Annotated in this window: 16 protein-coding genes; 2 read left to right on the top strand and 14 right to left on the bottom strand. The window is 69.1% G+C overall.

Annotated elements, in window-relative coordinates:
- Window positions 1-59: 59 nt before the first annotated feature.
- The 5 genes from ACH4UM_RS26105 to ACH4UM_RS26085 all read right to left on the bottom strand — a co-directional run bounded on the left by ACH4UM_RS26105 (window position 60) and on the right by ACH4UM_RS26085 (window position 5,472).
- Entirely contained in the window at window positions 60-1,469 is a 1,410-nt protein-coding gene (locus ACH4UM_RS26105) for a PLP-dependent aminotransferase family protein (RefSeq protein WP_398183921.1), read from the bottom strand.
- A complete protein-coding gene (locus ACH4UM_RS26100) occupies window positions 1,466-2,233 on the bottom strand; it encodes an SDR family NAD(P)-dependent oxidoreductase (RefSeq protein ID WP_398183917.1) in 768 nt (255 codons plus the stop codon). The genes ACH4UM_RS26105 and ACH4UM_RS26100 overlap by 4 nt, the downstream gene beginning before the upstream one ends.
- A 3-nt stretch (window positions 2,234-2,236) precedes the next feature.
- Entirely contained in the window at window positions 2,237-3,205 is a 969-nt protein-coding gene (locus tag ACH4UM_RS26095) for an alpha-ketoacid dehydrogenase subunit beta (protein ID WP_398183915.1), read from the bottom strand.
- 5 nt (window positions 3,206-3,210) lie between these two features.
- Window positions 3,211-4,140, bottom strand: coding sequence for a thiamine pyrophosphate-dependent dehydrogenase E1 component subunit alpha (locus ACH4UM_RS26090; RefSeq protein WP_398183912.1), 930 nt, complete (start codon window positions 4,138-4,140; stop codon window positions 3,211-3,213).
- Window positions 4,141-4,215: 75 nt separating this feature from the next.
- Window positions 4,216-5,472, bottom strand: coding sequence for an MFS transporter (locus tag ACH4UM_RS26085; protein ID WP_398183909.1), 1,257 nt, complete (start codon window positions 5,470-5,472; stop codon window positions 4,216-4,218).
- Window positions 5,473-5,711: 239 nt separating this feature from the next.
- Between ACH4UM_RS26085 and ACH4UM_RS26080 the strand changes: the two genes are divergently transcribed.
- Window positions 5,712-7,001 (top strand): ATP-grasp domain-containing protein, encoded by a 1,290-nt coding sequence (locus ACH4UM_RS26080; RefSeq protein ID WP_398183906.1) that lies wholly within the window; start codon window positions 5,712-5,714, stop codon window positions 6,999-7,001.
- Window positions 7,002-7,391: 390 nt separating this feature from the next.
- On the opposite strand, the gene ACH4UM_RS26075 is transcribed toward ACH4UM_RS26080, so the two are convergent.
- From ACH4UM_RS26075 to ACH4UM_RS26035, 9 genes are all read right to left on the bottom strand, one after another.
- Entirely contained in the window at window positions 7,392-8,159 is a 768-nt protein-coding gene (locus ACH4UM_RS26075; protein WP_398183903.1) for a B3/4 domain-containing protein, read from the bottom strand.
- A gap of 32 nt (window positions 8,160-8,191) precedes the next feature.
- A complete protein-coding gene (locus ACH4UM_RS26070; RefSeq protein WP_398183900.1) occupies window positions 8,192-9,061 on the bottom strand; it encodes a carbon-nitrogen family hydrolase in 870 nt (289 codons plus the stop codon).
- A 50-nt stretch (window positions 9,062-9,111) separates the two neighbouring features.
- Window positions 9,112-10,470: an APC family permease gene (locus ACH4UM_RS26065; protein ID WP_398183898.1), complete on the bottom strand. Its 1,359-nt coding sequence runs from the start codon at window positions 10,468-10,470 to the stop codon at window positions 9,112-9,114.
- Window positions 10,471-10,481: 11 nt separating this feature from the next.
- Entirely contained in the window at window positions 10,482-11,813 is a 1,332-nt protein-coding gene (locus tag ACH4UM_RS26060) for an amidohydrolase (protein WP_398183895.1), read from the bottom strand.
- 8 nt (window positions 11,814-11,821) lie between these two features.
- On the bottom strand, window positions 11,822-12,643 hold the full coding sequence (locus tag ACH4UM_RS26055) for a hypothetical protein (protein ID WP_398183892.1): 822 nt from the start codon (window positions 12,641-12,643) through the stop codon (window positions 11,822-11,824).
- Window positions 12,644-12,814: 171 nt separating this feature from the next.
- Window positions 12,815-13,732: a TauD/TfdA family dioxygenase gene (locus ACH4UM_RS26050; protein ID WP_398183889.1), complete on the bottom strand. Its 918-nt coding sequence runs from the start codon at window positions 13,730-13,732 to the stop codon at window positions 12,815-12,817.
- A gap of 30 nt (window positions 13,733-13,762) precedes the next feature.
- Window positions 13,763-14,506 (bottom strand): SDR family NAD(P)-dependent oxidoreductase, encoded by a 744-nt coding sequence (locus ACH4UM_RS26045; protein ID WP_398183886.1) that lies wholly within the window; start codon window positions 14,504-14,506, stop codon window positions 13,763-13,765.
- 7 nt (window positions 14,507-14,513) lie between these two features.
- A complete protein-coding gene (locus tag ACH4UM_RS26040) occupies window positions 14,514-15,872 on the bottom strand; it encodes a hypothetical protein (RefSeq protein WP_398183883.1) in 1,359 nt (452 codons plus the stop codon).
- An 11-nt stretch (window positions 15,873-15,883) separates the two neighbouring features.
- Window positions 15,884-16,990, bottom strand: coding sequence for a hypothetical protein (locus tag ACH4UM_RS26035; protein ID WP_398183880.1), 1,107 nt, complete (start codon window positions 16,988-16,990; stop codon window positions 15,884-15,886).
- A gap of 981 nt (window positions 16,991-17,971) precedes the next feature.
- On the opposite strand from ACH4UM_RS26035, the gene ACH4UM_RS26030 reads away from it, so the two are divergent.
- Entirely contained in the window at window positions 17,972-18,541 is a 570-nt protein-coding gene (locus tag ACH4UM_RS26030) for a TIGR00730 family Rossman fold protein (RefSeq protein WP_398183877.1), read from the top strand.
- Window positions 18,542-18,547 lie beyond the last annotated feature (6 nt).

Below are 18,547 nucleotides of genomic sequence, written 5' to 3'. Positions count from 1 at the left end.
AGTTCGAGCCGCGGTCCCACACCGCACCCCGCCCCGGGCGGACCGGTCGGAACTCGGGCTCAGGCGGCGAAGCAGCGTCCCAGGACACGCACCAGGGCACCCAGCGCACCCGCATAACCGTGCTGCGGCGGGGTGGCGTACCCGATGACCAGACCGGGCGGGTGGGGGCCGGGCGTCCCCCAGTAGCCGCCCAGTGTGGCCACGGCAAGGGACTCCCGGCGGGCGGCCTGTACTACCTCCCGCTCGCCCGGTCCGTCCGGCGACCAGCGGACCAGCGTATGCAGTCCCGCCTCCGCGCCCACCAGCCATGCCCCGGGAACCTCCCGCCCCACCGCCGCCCTGAGCTGTTCACGCCGGACCCGGTAACGCTCACGGCACCGGCGCACGTGCCGGTCGTATCCACCCGACCGCAACAGATCCGTCAGCACCATCTGGGTCAGCGCCGCCGAGTGGTGGTCCGCGACCCGCTTGGCCGCCGCGATCCGCTCCACCCACTCCCCCGGCACCGCAAGCCATGCCAGCCGCAGTCCGGGAGCAAGAGTCTTGCTGGTGGTCCCCGCATAGATCACCCGGTGCGGGGCCAGGGCCTGCAACGCCCCCACCCGCTGCCTGCCGAACTGGAATTCCCCGTCGTAGTCGTCCTCCACGATGACCGCGTCGGCCTCCTCCGCCCAGGCGACCAGGTCCTTGCGCCGGCCCGGCGCCAGCGTCACGCCCAACGGGTACTGGTGGATCGGAGTGACGACCGCAGCCCGGCCACGCAGCCCCTCAGGGCGCAGCCCCCGCTCGTCCACCCCGACAGGGTGGACACTCAGCCCGGCCGTCTCGATGACACTGCGGAACAGGGGATAGCAGGGATCCTCGACCGACACCGTGCCCATCCCCTGTTCGGCAAGGACAGTCGCGATCAGGCCAAGAGCCTGGGTGAAGCCGTGGCAGACGATGATCCTGTCGGGCTCGGTGACCACCCCGCGGCTGCGGCCCAGGTAGTCGGCCAGGGCCTGGCGCAGTTCCGGGCGCCCTCGTGGATCCCCGTAGTCCAGCGCCTCGGCAGGCGCCAGCCGCAGGACCCGCTGGGTGGATCTGACCCAGGCGGTGCGCGGGAACATCGTCACGTCCGGCGGACCGGGCCTGAGATTCCACTGCCACGGGCTGCGCGCACCCACCGGCGACCGGCAGTTGCGGGCCCCACCGTGCGGGGCAGCCGCGACCCTGGTCCCCGAACCCTGCACACTCTCCAGGTACCCCTCGGCGATCAGACGGTGATAGGCACTGGTGACCGTGCCCCGGGCGAGCCCGAGATCGGCGGCGACACCACGAGTGGAGGGCAGTCGCGAGCCCGGCAGGAGCCTGCCGCTCTCGATGGCCCGTCGCAGTCCCGCCACCAACTGCTGGCTGCGCCCCCGCCGCTGTTCCAGATCCAGTTCCAACTGCAGGTCCAGGGAGCGTATCCGCGAGCGGGAAGTCACTGCGCCGTCCAGCCCCCGTCCACGGCCAGTGCCTGGCCCGTCACAAACGAGGCTTCGTCGGAGGACAGCCACAACACCGCAGAAGCGACCTCCTGCGGCCGCCCGAGGCGGCCCAGGGGGATGTTGCGCAGATAGAACTCGTCGGCCGACGGCCCTCGGTTCCTGCGCGCCTGCTCCAGCATCGGCGTCAGCACCGGGCCCGGGCACACCGCGTTCACCCTGATCCCGGCCGGCCCGTAGTCGATCGCTGCGGTCCTGGTCAGCCCCACCACACCATGCTTCGCAGCGGTATAGGGGGCGGCGTTGAGATAGCCGACGACGCCGGCGACGGAGGCCACGTTGACCACGGCCCCACAGCCCTGTTCGAGCATCACGGGAATCTGGTGGCGCATCGACAGCCACACCCCCTGCAGGTTGGTGTCGGTGATACGACGCCAGTCCTCGGCCCCGAACTCGTGGAGTCTGCGGCCCGATCCGGGCACCCCGGCGTTGTTGCAGGCGACGTGCAGCGCGCCGTACCGGTCAAGGACCGTGCCCACCAGGCCGGCGACCTGTTCCTCGTCGGTGACGTCCACCGGGCGGGCATCCGCCCTGCCGCCCTCCTCCTGGGCCAGAACAACGGTCTGCTTCAGCTCCTGCATCCGCCGCCCGGCCACCACGACGCGCGCGCCTTCCCGTGCGAACGCGAGAGCGATCGACCGGCCGATACCGGTACCGCCCCCGGTGACCAGTACCACCCGGTCCTCGAAGCGCTTGCCTGACATGTTCTACTCCTTGACCAGAGTTTCGACGGCCTGCTGAATGGCCGCGGCATCCACCATCACGGCCGGCTCCAGAGCCGGACTGGCCGGATACGGCACTCCGAGCGAGCCCAGCCGCACCACCGCGGCACGCAGGTCGGCAAAGGCCGCCTCGGTCACCGCGGCAGCAATCTCCGCCGAGGGGCCGTAACGGACCCAGGACTCGGCCGCGACCACCACCCGCCCCGTCTTGCGCGCCGAGCGTGCCAGTGTGCCGACGTCCAGCGGACGCAGCGAGCGGACATCGACCACCTCGGCCTCGATGCCTTGCGCGGCGAGCTGTACGGCGGCGGTCGACGCCTCCCCGACCATGCGGGACAGGGCGAGGATCGTCACGTCGGTGCCGGGCCGCACGACCTGGGCCGTCCCGAGGGGCACGATGTGCTCGCCCTCCGGCACAGGCCCGCTGGCCGCGTAGAGCAGCTTGTGCTCGACGAACACCACCGGATCATCACTGCGCAGCGCGGCCGTCAGCAGCCCCTTGGCGTCGGCCGGGCCGCTCGGCATCACCGTGTGGATCCCGGGCAGGTGGGCCGTCCACGCCTCCAGAGACTTGGAGTGCTGGGGGCCCGCGCTGATGCCGGCGCCGCCCTGGGAGCGGATGACGACCGGCACCTGCACCTGGCCGCCGTATGCGAAGGGGAAGACGGCCGCACCGTTGGCGATGCTGTCCAGGGCGAGGGTCATGAAGTCGGTGTACATCATCTCCACAACCGGCCGCAGACCGTTCATGGCCATACCGATCGCCGCCCCGACGATGCCGTTCTCCGAGATGGGGGTGTCCATGACCCGGCCCGCTCCGAACTCGTCGAGCAGTCCCCGGGTCACGGAGAAGACACCGCCGTACACGCCGATGTCCTGACCGAGCAGCACCACCCGATCGTCCCGCCGCATCTCCTCACGCAACGCGCAGTTGAGTGCCTCGCTGTACGTCATCTGCCTCATCGGCCCTGCCCGCCGTCCCACTTCGCGGCGTACACCAGCAGATCGGCCGGGTCGGGCCAGGGGCTGGCGGCGGCGAAAGCGACCGCGTCCTCGATCTCCTGCTCCGTCTCGCGGGCGATGCGCGCAAGGTCGTGCTCGGGTGTGCCGCGCTCCCGCAGCCGCGCGGCGGCGCGGTCCAGCGGATCGACGTAGCCGTCCCATTCGTCCACGGCCCGGTAGCCGCCGCGGTCCGAGCCGGAGAACGCGCAGTCCCGGAAAGCCACGGCCTCCACGAGCGTGGGGCCGCCGCCCGCACGGGCACGGCCGACAGCGTGCGCGACGGCGTCCCGCACGGCCTCGGGGTCGCCCCCGTCCACCCGCACGGCGGGCACCCCGTAGGCGGCGCCCCGCCGATACAGCTCGGTCTCGTGGACATGGCGGTCAAGCCGCACGCTCAGTCCGTAGCCGTTGTTCTCGACGAGCACCACCACGGGCAGCCGCCACAGCGCCATCATGTTCAACGCCTCGTTGAAGGCACCTGAGTTGACCGAGCCGTCGCCGGTGACGCACAGCGTGGTCCGCCGCCTGCCGGCGCGCTGCTGCGCCACCCCGTGTCCCACGGCGAGCAGCAGGGAGTGGCCCACGATGCCGGACGGCCCGAGCAGGCCGTGCCTGCGGTCGCCGACGAGCATGTGGCCGCCGCGGCCACCGCACTGGCCGTCGGCGCGTCCCATCATCTCCGCGAGGGTGCGGTCCAGCGGCAGCCCGCATCCCACGTACAGCGAGTGCGGGCGGTGCGTGGCGGTCACGATGTCGCCGTCCTCCAGCGCCGCGGTGGCGCCGATGCCGACGGCCTCCTGACCGATGCCGAGATGCATCGGCCCGCTGACGAGTCCCCGCGCCACCAGGTCGGGCAGTTTCTCGTCCAGCCGCCTGGCCAGGCTCATGCGCCGGTACAGCTCCAGGAGCCCGACGGCCGGTGAGGATATGTGAGGGTGGTCCGTTGCCGTAAGCGTCACAGTTCACACAACCTTCTGCAGAGTGATGGGTTTGGAGGTTTGTCGCAGCCGGCGCCGTACGGGAGCGGCCAGGGCCAGCCCCCCGGCCAGCCCGGCGCCGCCCAGGACGGCACACGTCCACCACAGGACGGCGGGCCCCGCGGCGGCGTACAGGTGGGCTCCCATCGGCGGACCGATCAGCTGCGCGGCCGCGTACGACCAGCCGAACGTGGCCTGGTAGCGGCCCTGGGCACGCTCCGGGGCCAGATCGGCGACCAGGGATCCGACGAAGCTGGCCGCCCCGATCTCACCCAGGGTCCAGACGCACACCGTCACGAGGTAGGCGAGTACGGTGTGAGCCAGTCCGGTGGCGGCGATGCCCAGGCCGAAGACCAGCCAGGACACCCCCAGCACCACCAGCCGGTCGTACCGTTCCAGCCAGGCGGAGAGCAGGGGCTGGGTGACGCCGATGACGATGCCGCTGGCCAGGAAGACCGATCCGTAGACGGAGCCGCCCAGGCCGTCGTCCTTGATGGCCAGCGGCAGACCGACCGTGATCTGGGCGGCTACCACCCCGTTGACCAGGTTGAGCGCGGTCAGGGCGAGCAGCAGCCGATCGCGCAGCACACCGGGGGCGGCCGACCTGTCCGCGGCGGGCGCCCGTCCGCGCTCCGGACGGTCCGCCGGCAGCAGGGCGACGGTCACCAGGGCGAACGCCCCGGTGGTCAGCGCCTGCACGGCGAACAGGGTGCCGTAGCCGTGCCCGGCGAGCAGACCGGCGAGCAGACCGCCCAGCGCCACACCGAGATTGACGGCCCAGTAGATGAGGCTGTAGGCGCGTGGGCGGTCGGAGGCCGGCACGGCCGCGGCGACCACCGCGGCGGCGGCCGGACGGTAGATGTCGGCCACGACGCCGAACAGCAGCGCGGCGGCGAGGACCGCCGTCAGACCTCTGGCCGTGCCGAGCAGGGTGATGGTGGCGGAACTGGCGGAGAGCCCTGCCACGAGCGCGAAGCGAGGGCCCAGCCGGTCGGCTAGCACACCGCCCAGCGGCTGGGAGGCGAGACCGCCCACACCCACTGCGCCGAGGACCAGTCCCGCGTCCTCGGCCGTCAGACCCTGATCCGCCAGATAGAGCACCAGGAAGGGTACGGCCATGTTGCCGATGCGGTTGATGAACTGGCCTGAGAAGACGACCCAGAAGCTTCTCGGTAATCCGCCCAGACGAACCGCTCCGAAGGCGCGTGCTACATTCGGGCCGAGCGTCAAGAATTCCCCCATGGTAAACGAGCGGTCTATTTGAGGCGCGCCGTGATCGCGATCCCATGCAACCACACGGTTGCAATCGTACGGAGTTCGGTCCCTTACCTTTGCATGTAATCCTCGTCACGCACTTCACGACGTCATGTCAGGTCATTTTCTGCCAGGACCGGTTGACAGTATCTCCGGCATCGATTGGAATCGTAGCGGCCTCGGTCAGCCCTCCATGTGGCTTTGCCGTTCCGAATCGAAAGGTTTCCGTGCAGGTGAACTGTCGTCATGTAGCCCTGGTCGACACCTATGCCCTTTCTCAGCGGTTGGCCGCCGGTTTTTCCGCCGCCGGCATCACACCCATCAGAGTGCAGAGCACGCCGGAAATACCGGAGCTTTACCGGGGCAAGCCGGATCCGCACCCCTATGTGGCCGACTTCGTGCATCACGGAGACATCCGCGAAACGGCCGAAAAGTTGACTCAATTCAAGCCGCTCGCCGTCCTGGCCGGTGGTGAACTCGGGGTGGAACTGGCGGACGCACTCAGCGAGCAGCTCTCTGACGCGCTGGGCATCCCCACCAACGGCACCGCACTGAGCCGGGCGCGCCGGAACAAGTTCGAGATGATCGAGCGCATCAAGTCCTGCGGACTGCGCGGCGCGGAGCAGATCCGGGTGCACGACGAGGAGCAACTCCTCGCGTGGCACCGGCAGCTGGGCCGCCGGGTCATCCTCAAGCCCTTGCGCAGTGCCGCCAACGACGGTGTCCAGTGGTGTGACACCCCGGAGGACTCGGTGCGCGCCTTCCGCCGGCTCTCCGGCCGGCGCAACATCTTCTCCGAGGCCGGGGACGGTGTCGTCGCGCAGGAGTACCTGGTGGGCGCCGAATACCTGGTCAACACGGTCAGCCGGGACGGCCACCACCATGTCAGCGACGTGTGGAAGACCCACCGCATCAGCGCCAACGGCGTGACCGATCTGGCGGTGGCCTGCCATCTGCTGCCGCGTCGCGGCGAGGTGCAGGAGCAGGTCGTGGACTACGGCCTGCGGGTCCTGGACGCCCTGGGCATCCGGCACGGTCCCGCGCACATCGAGGTCAAGCTGACGCCGGACGGCCCCTGCCTGGTGGAGGTCGGTGCCCGGATCTCCGGACTGGACCTGCCGGGGCACACGCAACAGGCCACGGGCGAGTCGCAGATCAGCTGGACGATAGACGCCTGCACCGATCCCGAGCGCTTCCTCGCCCGCCACGAGGAGGACTACACCGTGCGCCGCAGTGTCGCCTGGGCCGGCATGGTCTCGCCGGTCCGTGGGCGACTGCGCGCCTACCACGGGCTCGAGGAGCTGCAGGCCCTGGAGAGCGTGCAGAGCATACGGACGATGGTCTGCCCCGGGGACCCGATCTTCCGCACGGTGGACGACTCCACGTACCCGATGGCGCTGTCGATGGCCCACGACGTGGACGAGGTGCTGCTGCGCGACCTGGGCACCGTCCGTTTCCTCGACGGCCGTGGCTTCTACGAGTTGGAGGACGAGCCCGCGCACGGCCCCTCCCGGTGATCCTGGTCCTCGGGGAGGGCTCCCCCGGCGCTCAAGTCCGTACGGGCCGCCGGGGGTGCGAGGCGGTCTCCTTGGTCGTGGGCCGTCGCGCCGATCCGGTCGAGAGCACGCTTGAAGTACTGCGACCGGGGCCGGCGGGACCGCTCGACGGCCGGGTCGTGACAGCTTCATGCCATTTCCGTTTCTCGAACGACGAGCCTGCCCGGTGCGTCGCCCGGCTGCCGGCTCGGCGCGGCTTCCTGGCGAACGGCACGCGGAGGAGGGGCTGTGCCGGGTGACCGCGCACCCGTCGGGCCGCCGGCAGCGCCGCGTCGGTCCGTGCGGATCGCGGCGGCCCTCCCGGCGGTGTCGGTGGCGGGCGCGGCCCGCCCGACTGTGGCCGTGTGCCCTTCAGGGCGTCGGTTCCCAGACGATCTCCGAGGGCGCCGCCGGGTCGATCTCATGGAGGCTGACGGACTCGGCGTGGGCGGCCACGCGGTCGGCGAGTTCCTGGCGTGCCTGCAGCAGCGTCCGGGCCGGGACGGCCGGGGCGATGCCCTCGAGCAGGAGTACGGCGTCGCGCGTGTGGGCCGTGACCTTGGTGACGTCGGAGTCCCGGTGATTCCAGTGCCTGGTCATCACCTGCCGCCCGTCGGCGTAGACGACCTCGCCCTCCAGCGGCGTCTCGGTCTTGTCCGGCTCGCCCAGCGGAACGTACATGTCGTCGGGCTTCGCGAAGCGCAGTTCGATGCCGGTGTGGAACGCGGACAGGTCGAATCCGCCCGTGGGGAGCATGTGGGTCAGCGACACCAGGTTGCAGGTGTCCACGAGCGGGGAGACGCGGGGCAGCCGGCCCGACTTGCGCAGGCGCCGGCCCAGGGCGTCGATGCTCGGGCGTGCTCGGCGGGGATTGGTGCCGAAGCTGCGCAGCAGTTCGTGCCAGACGGAGACGGCGGACTCGTCCTCGTCCGGGATGTGCCGCCGGCCCTGCCCGACCTCGGTTTCCAAGGCGGCCAGTGCCTCTTCGGTCTCGGGCCAGACCTCGCGGTTCCTGATGCCTTGGACCAGCAGGAAGACGGTGCGGCACTGCGGATAGCGGGCGGCGATCTGCGGCGACATGCCGACGGTGAGCCGGCGCGTGGCGGGAGCCGCCGGGGCCGCGGTCTCGGACTGGATCATGGGGAGTTCCTCGGGTTTGGTCAGCAACTTCTTCAGTGGCTGCAGTTCGGCGCGTGCGCCGTGCGAGTGGGCCACGCGGAGGCAGCCGGGTCATGTACGACAGCGCCCGCGGCCGCTGCGCGGGCGGTGGGTATGCGGCGGTCGGAGAAGGCGGGGAAACCTGCGCGGGCCCGAGCGACGTCCGCCGGATCGACAACCGCGGACAGCACGGCGGCGCCGTTGTCCGCCTCGGCGACGATCCGGCCCCACGGGTCGGCGATCAGGCTGGTTCCGCCCAGCTCGACGTCGCCCTGGCGTCCGGCCGCGTTGCATGCCAGCATCCACGCCTGGTTCTCCAGTGCCCGGGCCTGCACCAGCAGCCGCCAGTGCCCGATGCGCGCGGCCGGCCAGGCGGCGGCGACCAGCAGGATCTCGGCGCCGTCGTCGGCCAGCACCCGGAACAGCTCCGGGAAGCGCAGGTCGTAGCAGGCCGCGAGTCCGACCCGGCCGATTCCCGTGTTCAGGGCCTGCACGGTGTCGCCCGGCTCCAGGAGGGCCGACTCCTTCGAGCGGTGGCCGAAGAGATGGACCTTGCGGTAGGCGTGCAGCAGGGTGCCGTCGGGGCCGAAGAGCAGACTCGTGTTGGAGAGCCTGCCGCCCGGCCCGCGTTCGACGACGCTCCCGGCATGCAGATGGACGCCGGCGTCGGCCGCCGCTCGGCTCAGGGCCCGTGCGGTCGGCCCGTCGAGCGGCTCGGCCGTGCGGTCGTAGTCGTCGAAGGCGAAGTAGCCGGTCGCCCACAGCTCCGGAAGGATGACGAGATCGGCGCGGCGCTGCGCGACGACCGTGTCGCACAGTGCGGCCACGCGCTGTTCGAGGGGTCGGCTGTGATCCACGTCGGCCTGGATCAGGACAGCGCGCATGCTGCTCCTGTGGCCTGGGAGCAGTGCGCCGGGGGCCGCATCACCTCTGATCAGACTCCCTTCTGGTCGCCCATCGGCCGGCTCAGGACATCGGTCGCCGATGCGGTGCCGGTGCCGGTTTCCTCGGACAGCAGACGAACCTGCTCGTTCAGCTCACTGCGCTTCCTCCACTGCCCGTAGCACAGGCCGAGGGTGATCCATCCGACGCCGGTGAGAATGCCCGCGACGCCGGCCGAGGTGATGAAGACGAAGCACAGCAGCAGCGCGAGGGCCGGGATCAAGGGATAGAGCGGCACCTTGAAAGAGGCGACGATGCCGTGCCGACGCGCCCTGAACAGCGCCAGGATCGATGTGATGAAGGTGAGCGTGTAGAGGAACCCCGTCGCGGAGACCGCGAATCGCAGGTTTCCCGCGACCGACATCAGTGTCTGCGCGATCCCGGCACACACGATCGCGACGGCGGGCACGTGCTTGCCGGTGATGGTCCGGTTCAGCACGCGGGGAGCCAGCCGGTCGCGGGCCAGGACCATCGAGGCGCGCGAGATGACGATCAGGTTCGCGTTGACCGCGGCCAACAGGGCGATCAGTACGATGCAGTTGACGATGAACGGCCCGTGCGAGCCGAAGAAGACCCGGCTGACGTCCACCACGGGGGTCTTCGACGCGCCCAGCTTGTCCCACGGAATGATCCCGTTCTCGATCAGCAGGAGCCCGGCGTAGAGGATGAAGGAGATGCCGAGGCTCGTCAGGATCGACAGGGGGATGGTCCGGCGGGGATGCTCGATCTCCTCGGCCGACACCACGATCGCGTCCCAGCCGGTCAGGGCGAGGAAGCCGATGAGTGCCGCCTGCATGACACCGCTCACACCGTGTGGCATGAACGGCGTGTACCTGGCCGTGTCCACGTGGGCGGCACCGACGGCGATGAAGCCGAGCAGGACGATCACGGTCAGGATGAGCGCGATGAACTGCACCTTGCCCGAGAAGCGGATTCCCAGAAGGTTCAGGAAGGTGAAGACGGTGATCACCACGGCAGAGGCGACCTGCTGACTCAGGGCGGGCACCAGCAGGTGGAGATAGCTTCCGACACCGATGCCGACGTAGGAACTGGCGCACATCCACGCACCCCAGTTGGCCCAGCCCACGACGGTCGCCACGGCCGGCGGCAGGTGGCGCTTGGCGTAGGCGTACGGTCCTCCCGAGTCGTCGTGCATGGAACTCAGCTCCGCGTAGCACAGGCTGAGGATGAGTGACGCCCCGAACGCGATACCGAATGAGACGACCACTGCAGGTCCGGCGATACCGCTGGCGGTACCGCTCAGGACGAAGATGCCGGCGCCGATGATGCCGCCGACACCGAGCGCGGTGGCTTCCCGGTATCCGATCTTGTGGTTGGGTTTCGTCGACACCTGTGGTTCCTTCAACTTGCTGAGTCGGCCAGGTAGGAGAGCGCGGCCGTCACCATGGCTTCCGACGCGGTGAGGAGCGTGGGCCGCGGGTCCGGGGCGAACTGCGGTGAGTGGTTGGTGGGCAGGTGCCTGACTTTCTCCTGCGCGGTGGCGCCGGGAGCCGCCTGCCACGCCTCGATCGAGGTGCTTCCGACGACCCAGTACACGGTGGGAACCGCCGTGCCGTCGTAGTGCACGCCCGCGCCCGCGGTGCCGAAGTAGGAGAAGTCCTCGCTGGCTGCCAGCAGCGGCATCTCGATGACCCGGTCCTCACCGAAACAGGACTCGTGGGCGGCACGGACGGTGCTGGTGTGGGCCGGCGAGTTGGCGTTGACCGGGACTCCCTCGATCACCTCGACCTCAGGGGGGCGGGGCGCATTGGAGGCCGCGGCTTCCGCCTCGACGATGCGCTTGATGGCATCGATCAGATGGTCCTGGAGAGCGTCGTCGTAGCACCGCACGCTGATTCCGAGCTCCGCGGTCTCCGGGATGATGTTGGCCTTCGTGCCGGCGTGCAGAGTGCCGACGCTCACCACGGCGCAGCTGGCCGGGTCCGTCTCACGGGCGACGATAGTCTGCAGGCGGGTGATCACGTGTGCGGCGATCACGACGGGGTCGATCGCGGCCTGCGGTGCGGAGCTGTGTCCGCCGCGGCCGAAGATCTTGACCTTCACGACCGCGGCGGCAGCCATCATGGGCCCTGACCGGTGTCCGATGATCCCGATCGGCAGCGGTACCACGTGTTGGGCGAGCACCACGTCGGGTTTGAGGATCCGGCTGTAGAGCCCGTCCTGCAGCATCGCCTGCGCCCCGTCGCCGGTCTCCTCCGCCGGTTGCGCGACGGCCAGCACGGTGCCTCGCCAGGTGTGCCGGGCCCGGGCCAGGAGGACGGCCGCCGTGAGCATGCTGCTCATATGTGCGTCGTGGCCGCAGGCGTGGGAGACCGGCACCTCCTCGCCCTCGCTGTTCAGGGCGCGCCGCTCGCTCGCGTACGGCAGTCCGGTGTTCTCCCGCACCGGCAGGGCGTCCATGTCCGCGCGCAGCATCACGGTGGGGCCCTCGCCGTTGCGCAGTACGCCTGCCACGCCGTGGCCACCGATGCCGGTGACGACGTCGAACCCGCCCTTCTCCAGGTGTTCGGCGGCCAGGGCGGCCGTGCGCTCCTCCTGGTGCGACAGCTCGGGATGGCGGTGCAGGTCCAGATAGAGGCTTTCCGCCTTGTCCAGGAAACCGGCGTGCAGGGGCGCCAGAACGTCCTTGGCGCGCTCGGCGATTCGGGACTCGCCCGGTGTGTCGGCAGCCATGGGTTGTGTCACCTTCCTGCCGGATTCGAAGCGAGCCGCGGTGAACGCTGCGACTGCGCGGCACGCGCCGCCTTGATCTCCCTCTTGGCCCACTGCTGGGCGATCCTGGGCAAGCCGGCCTTGGCGATCACGATGTAGGCGTCCTCCGGGCGCAGTGTCTTGCGGAAGAAGTCGTCGATGCTGCGATCACCGCAGCTGGGCAGGTCGCCGTAGAGGGCGTCGAGATTGTCGTAGGCACCGAGGATGCGCAGGCTGCCGGGGTCGAACTTGTCGCTCTGGCCCAGCCATTCCGCCACGTCGGTGGCGATCAGTGAAGTGTTCCTGTCGACGACGGTGTCCGGGGCCGGCCAGATGTTTCCCGCGCCGCACCCGTTGCGCAGGAGGCGGTACACCACGGGGCTTTCCGTCCGCGCCACCAGATACACCGGCCGAGGGGCGTAGTTGAGGCATTCCAGGGCGATCATCTTCGCGTGGATGTGCCCCATGAGACCGCCGCCCTGTGATTCCGGAAGCACGCCGCTGGAGTCCAGGTAGAGGCAGTGCGCGTTGCCGAAGATGCGCCGGTGGTACCCGGTCCATCCACTGATGTTGCCCAACGGGTCCACCAGCAGGCAGAACTTGGAGACCTTCTCGAAGAAGCGACCCTTTCTGCGGTCGCGCCAGTACGGTGTCATGTCCGCGCCGAACGCCTTGGTGGAGATCTCCACGAGAAGGGAGTAGATGATGTCTTGAAACTCTTCCGAGAAAAGAGCCGTGTTGTTCCAGTAGATGTAGGACCAGTCATCCTTGAGACGACGCCGCGGCAGCTCGGAGGCTGCGCGGCGCAACATGCTGATGGAATTCGTCGGCGAGGAAATGTCGGACTCCTTTCGGTCGGACAGGCCCGGGACAGCTGTTGGCTGGGCGGCCCGGGCGGGCAGTGAGGTCCTTGTGCCGCTCACTGCCCGCCCGGTGCGTCGTCTGTGGGCCGGGTGACCGTCGCCACCGCACCCGGGTGGACGTCAGCGCTGATCGTCGACGTAGCCGAGGGCGACGTAGATCTTGCGACGATCGGCGTCCTGGATGGCTCGGCGTCCGTGCATGACGCGCGTGTTGTCGACGATGGCGACATCGCCGTCCTGCCAGTCGAGGTCCTCCGTCAGGCCGGCCGTCACCTTCTCGATCTCCGCGATGACCTCCTGTGGGATCTCCTCGTCGTTCGCGAAGGCGATGCGGGGCTTCTCGTAGTGGTAGGAGGGGCCGAGGATGCTGTTGGCGAAGGAAAGCCGCTCCCCGAAGAGCGTCGGGTGCGCGGCCGGCACCTTGTAGACGTAGTGGATCGACCCGTCGTCGTTGGCGCGGATCTGCAGCTTGTCCTCACCGAAGAGCTTGGCGAGTTCGATGAGATCGTCGACGGTGATCTCGTCGTCCGGCTTGGCCCCGTTGAGGAGGCTGGAGGTCAGCGCCCGCCAGGCGTCCTCGCTGATGTTGCGCGAGTAGAGGATGTCCTGGTCCAGGAACAGCTGCCGGGTCTGCTCGGTGAGCTGCTCCCAGACGCGGTAGCCGTCGCAGACCGTGGTCTGGGAGCCGACACGGGCCGCGCTCTCACACATGAACCAGGTGACGTCGGGAGTGAGCGGGTTGGTGCCGTGCTCCACGTGCAGGCCCACCGCGCCGGTCCCGAGATCGACCTTCTGGACCGTCTTTCCCTCGCTGAACTCGCGCGCCGGATCGAGGGTGGTACGGGTGCACACCGACTGCACCAGCTCGGAGAACTGCTCGATGGACGGGCCGAAACCCCGGAAGAGCAGGTAGCCGGACTTGGCGAGCTCGTCCAGCAACCAGGCGCGCTCCAGGGTGTTCAGCGGCTGATCGCCCTTGGCGGTGACGAGAGTCCCGGCCCCGCTGCCGTGCCGGCCGATCTCGAAGCCTTGCTGCATGTCGATCCTTTCACGATGAGGCGGGATGGCTCAGCCGAAGACGGTGCCGTGCGCCGATGCCGTACCGCCGGCCAGCTCCCCGCCGTCCAGCACTATCTGCTGGCCCGTCACGAAACGTGCCGAGTCGGAGGCGAGGTAGAAGAAGGCGTCGGCGATCTCGGCGGGATCGGCGTGGCGGCCGGCCGGGATCTTCGCATTGACCTCTGCGAACATCTCGTCGGTGTACTCGGCGCGCTGCATGGGTGTCATCACGTAGCCGGGGCTGACGCATGCGGTGCGGATGTGGGGGGCGAGCTCCAGGGCGAGAGTGCGCATCAGGGCCAGCACCGCGGCCTTGGAGGCGTTGTAGTCGGCGTAGTACGGATAGCCCGCGGAGGCGTTCGTGGACGCCGTGGCGAGCAGTACCCCGCTCCGTGCGGCGATCATGTGCTTGGCGGCGGCCTGCCACAGGGCCATCACGCCGAGCACGTTGACGTCGAGGAGCGAGCGGACGTCCTTCTCGGTCATCTCGACGAACGTCCGGCGCAGGCTGATCCCGGCGTTGGCGACGACGACGTCGATCGAGCCGTGTTCGGCGTGCACGGAGTTCAGGACGGAGTGGATGCCGCTCCAGTCCGTGACGTCGGCCCGGACCCATTCGCCCACCGCGTCGGCCTCGTCGGGTCGCGACAGGTCCAGGTTCACCACGCGGTCCCCCGCGGCGGCGAAGCGGCGTGCCGTGGCGAGGCCGATTCCCGAGGATGCGCCGGAGATGACGACAGTACGTTGTTTCATGTTTCTCTCAGCCGAAGGTGTAGGACAGATCGGTGGGCAGCGACTGGAACACGCTGCCGAGTTTCGCCTGGTAGTCGGCGCCGGCCGCGAGGGCGGAGCGGAGGACCGGGACGTGGGAGGCGTCCTGCTCCCACAGCGTGCTGTGCAGGGTGCGTGCCAGTTCCTCCAGGGCCTGCCGTGCGCCGGGCAGCCAGTCCTTGCTCGTCTCCGGCTCCAGGGACACCTGGTGAACCTGCAGCCAGCCGGCCGTGAGGACGGCGGCGGTGGTGTCCGCGAAGTGATGGTGGCGCCGCGACAGGTACCGGAAGAGTTCGGCTCTGTAGGCCTCCCCCAGGTGCAGGTCGGAGGAGAACAGCCCGGCCGAGAGCAGGCCCAGGACGTCGGCGTACGTCTCCTCCAGGGCCATGCGTTCGAAGGCGGTGAGGCTCTCCGCCGGCCTGCCCTCCTCCGTCACGGTGGACCTGCGCCAGAAGTGGGCGAGGTCGTGTCCGCGGAACCAGCGCAGCGAGGTGCGCAGCAGGGCGTCGAGCCTGGTCTGTGCGTCCTCGCCCTGGATCTCCCTGAAGAGCCTCAGCGAGCAGTGCTGGATGCGCTCTTTGTGGATGTTGGCGAAGACGACGGTGAACTCCGGCCCGCTCACCCGCGACTGCGCGGCCTCCAGGGGGAAGAAGTGCGCGAAGTTCTTGTGTCCGACGGCTGATTCGCCTCCACTGAGCAGGAGGTCGAGGACGTACATGGACGGTTGCATGTCCTGGACGGACTTGACCTCGCCCCCCAGGACCTCCGCCACCCGGTCACGGACCCAGCTCGTGCGCAGGGTGACCATGTCGACCTCTTGCTGCAGGTCGCCTCTGGGCACGGCCGCCAGGAACCCGATGGACTGTGCCGCCGTGCGCATGGCCCAGGTGGCGATGGGTCCGCAGTAGAGCCAGGGCCGGTCGGGGTGCGGCTCCTGCAGGGTGATGGGTTCCCACTCGCCGGTGCGGGCGTAGACGGTCAGGCGCTGGGCGGCCGTCCGTGCGTGCAGCACCGCGTCCTGGGCACCGGGTGCGGTCTCCTTGTCCGCGAACGCCAGGAGTTCCTGGGCGGCCGCCTGGACGAGGGACACCGTCTGTTCCCGGCGCCCGGCCGAGGGCTCGATCTGCGGGACGTCGAGGGCGGCAATGCCGTCGAACAGGGACTTGGCATGGACGAGATGGTTCCAGCCGCAGGGAAAGTGCTCCCTGAGCCGGACGTATTCAGGGTCGAGGCGGGTGACGGCGAGCACCGGCTCGTCCCGGTGCCAGTACGGCGTCTCGGACGCGGGGCTGCGCAGGGGGATGTCGAGGTCGGCGCTGCGCTGCTGTCCCGGGCTTCCGGTGGTCACGAGCGTTTCCGTCAACGAATGCCTCCGGGAGTTGTCGTTGCCGCGGCAGCGCCCGCCTGCTGCCTGGCCGGTGCGGCCGGCTGCATCCGGGACTGCCCGGCCGGCTCGGACTCGCCCAGCGACGCCGTCCACTTCCCGCGGTTGGCGAGGAAGGCGAAGACATGGCCGAGGTACTGCACGATGAACCACAGCGGCAGAAAGGCGGCGAACGAAGGCGCCGTGCCGGTCTGCGCCCAGCCGATGACGGCCCAGGTGACCACACCGGTTGCCGCGTTGAGGGCGACGGTGGTGGACAGGTCGGTCTGCTGCTGGGCCCAGTCGGACGCGCTGGGCTTGAGGACGGTGCCGAGGACCAGGCCGCTGAGGACGGCGCCCAGCAGCCCTGCGCCACCCGCCTGCAGCATGTCCGTCGGGGTGACGGCGTGCGGGCCGATCAGCGCGTAGTAGAGAACGCCGAGGCCGATGCCGACGACGAGGCCGGGCAGGTGCATCGCCGGCCTGCGCCAGTGCGCGGGGGCTGCCAGCGGCAGGTCGGCCGCGCCCTGGGGGCAGCGGTACACCGGCGGGAAGATCAGCCCCGTCACGTCGATGTAGCGCTTGTAGGGCTCACCGGCCATGGCGATCAGGCGCTTGTCGTAGAGGATGCTGCCGATGACGTTGTAGATGTTGAGGACGATGGCCAGGACCAGCAGGTCGGTGGTCATGGTCGGCAGCAGGAAGAACATGCCGAAGAAGGCCGTGTGGACGGGGAACCGGATCCAGCGGCGGCTGCCGACCTTCCAGTTGATCAGTTTGGGGCCCGGAGCGCCGGCGGTCTGGGCGACGAGGGTCGTCGACCCGAAGGCGAGACCGCAGTCGTACTCGAACAGGTGAAGCTGCCAGTACCAAAGCCATGACACGACGGCTAGGCCGTACATGACGACCATCGGTATCCCGGACAGGTCCCAGACCACGTTGCTGGTGTGCTGCCAGAGTGCGGCCGCCACCAGGATGTATAAGACGTTGGACAGTGATTCGACGGACCGCCAGGCCAGTGGCTCTATGCCCGTCTTGGTTTTGACCGTGCGTTTGACCCTCAGCGTGGCGAGTCCGGAGTGCTGAACTCCGAACCCGAGCACGAGAAGGGTATCGACAAGAAGCTGGACAGATTGACTCACGTGGAACCGCCCCCTCGATGAAGACGAAGTGTCACGCTCACGTGCAGAACCGACCCGGCGTGCGAGTCGGCGGGGAATACACACTCCCAGGAAATTGAATGCTCAACGCTTCGACCGTGCGCCGTCGACAGACCCGGCAGACCCGGCCGACCCATCCACGAAGCGCGTTCACAGCAGGGAGCACTTCGAACGGGGACGAGGGTAGTCATACGCATGACTGCGTGACAAGTACCCGATCATTACTGGACGTTGGCCACTCGTGGTGCGCTACAGTCCTTTTGCTCATACGTATGACGGACTCGTGAGGCCGGCTTGCGGCAACCGCAGCGGCCCCCTCCTGCGCGGACGGAGCGAACATGCCCCCACACGCTGCCCAAGGCGACGACTTACTACCCGGTCCCCTCACCAAATACAGCCGGTACGGGCCGCACCCGGAACGGACGCCGCACTTGGCTCGATATATGCGGCAAACACCCGGCCATGTGGCTGAATCCTGGTCGTGCTCGACCACGCACGGCGCTTTTGACGTCGAGATCAGGAAATGCGCGGAGCCGATTTCCCGCCATCTCCGACGACGGAGGGGCAATGCGGCCTCGGCACGCCGTTGGCCGAATGAATGAACCGCACCTTTCAGCCGTTCATGTGCGGAAGACCAGCCGCACCGGCGAAGAACGGGCGGCGCCGCTGTAGCGGCAGTCCCGGTGCGCGGTCCATTCGCGGTCCATTCGCGGTCCGTTCGCGGTCCATTCGCTGCCCGTTCGCCTTACAGCGGTCGGCTCCCGCGGCCGCAGGCCACCCCTGCGCTCCTGTGTGGCCGGTTCCTGGGGCCCATCGCTCCGGAAGCGGCGCTATCGGCCTGTGCCTGCCGGTGTGGCTGCCGTGGGCCGAACCGCCTCCGGCAGCACTCATCTCTCCCGCGTTTCTCTCAGACAGGACTTCTTCGTGCGCCATGTCACGGTGTATTGCGGTGCCTCCCGTGGACGACGGTCATCGCATCATCACGCTGCAGCCCAGTTCGGCCGGACCGTCGCCGCGTTGGGGCTGGGGATCGTCTACGGAGGTGCGTCCACCGGTCTCATGGGGGCCGTTGCCGACGCCGCCCTGGAGGGTGGCGCCCCGGTCGTCGGTGTCATCCCGGAAAAGCTCGTGGGTCACGAGGTCGCGCACCAGGGCCTCACCCGCCTTGAGGTCGTACCCGACATGCATGCCCGCAAGGCCCGCATGATCGAGCTCGGTGACGCCTTCGTCGCGCTGCCCGGCGGTTTCGGCACGGTCGACGAATTCTTCGAGGTACTGACGTGGGCTCAGCTGGGCCTGCACGGCAAGCCCTGCGCCCTGCTCGACACCGACGGCTTCTTCCAGCCCCTGCTCGGCTACCTCCGGCACGCGGCCGACGAGGGCTTCGTGCATCAGCGCTACCTGGACAATGTCATCGTCCGGGCCGATCCCGGTGACCTGCTGGACTCACTGGCACATCACCGAAGCCTTCCGCATCTCTTCTCGATGGTGTGAGGGGGG

The sequence above is a fragment of the Streptomyces sp. NPDC020801 genome (genome assembly GCF_044334385.1).
In the GTDB taxonomy this organism is placed as follows: domain Bacteria; phylum Actinomycetota; class Actinomycetes; order Streptomycetales; family Streptomycetaceae; genus Streptomyces.
Note: the sequence above shows the minus strand (reverse complement) of the source record. Positions and strands in the feature narration are given on the sequence as shown.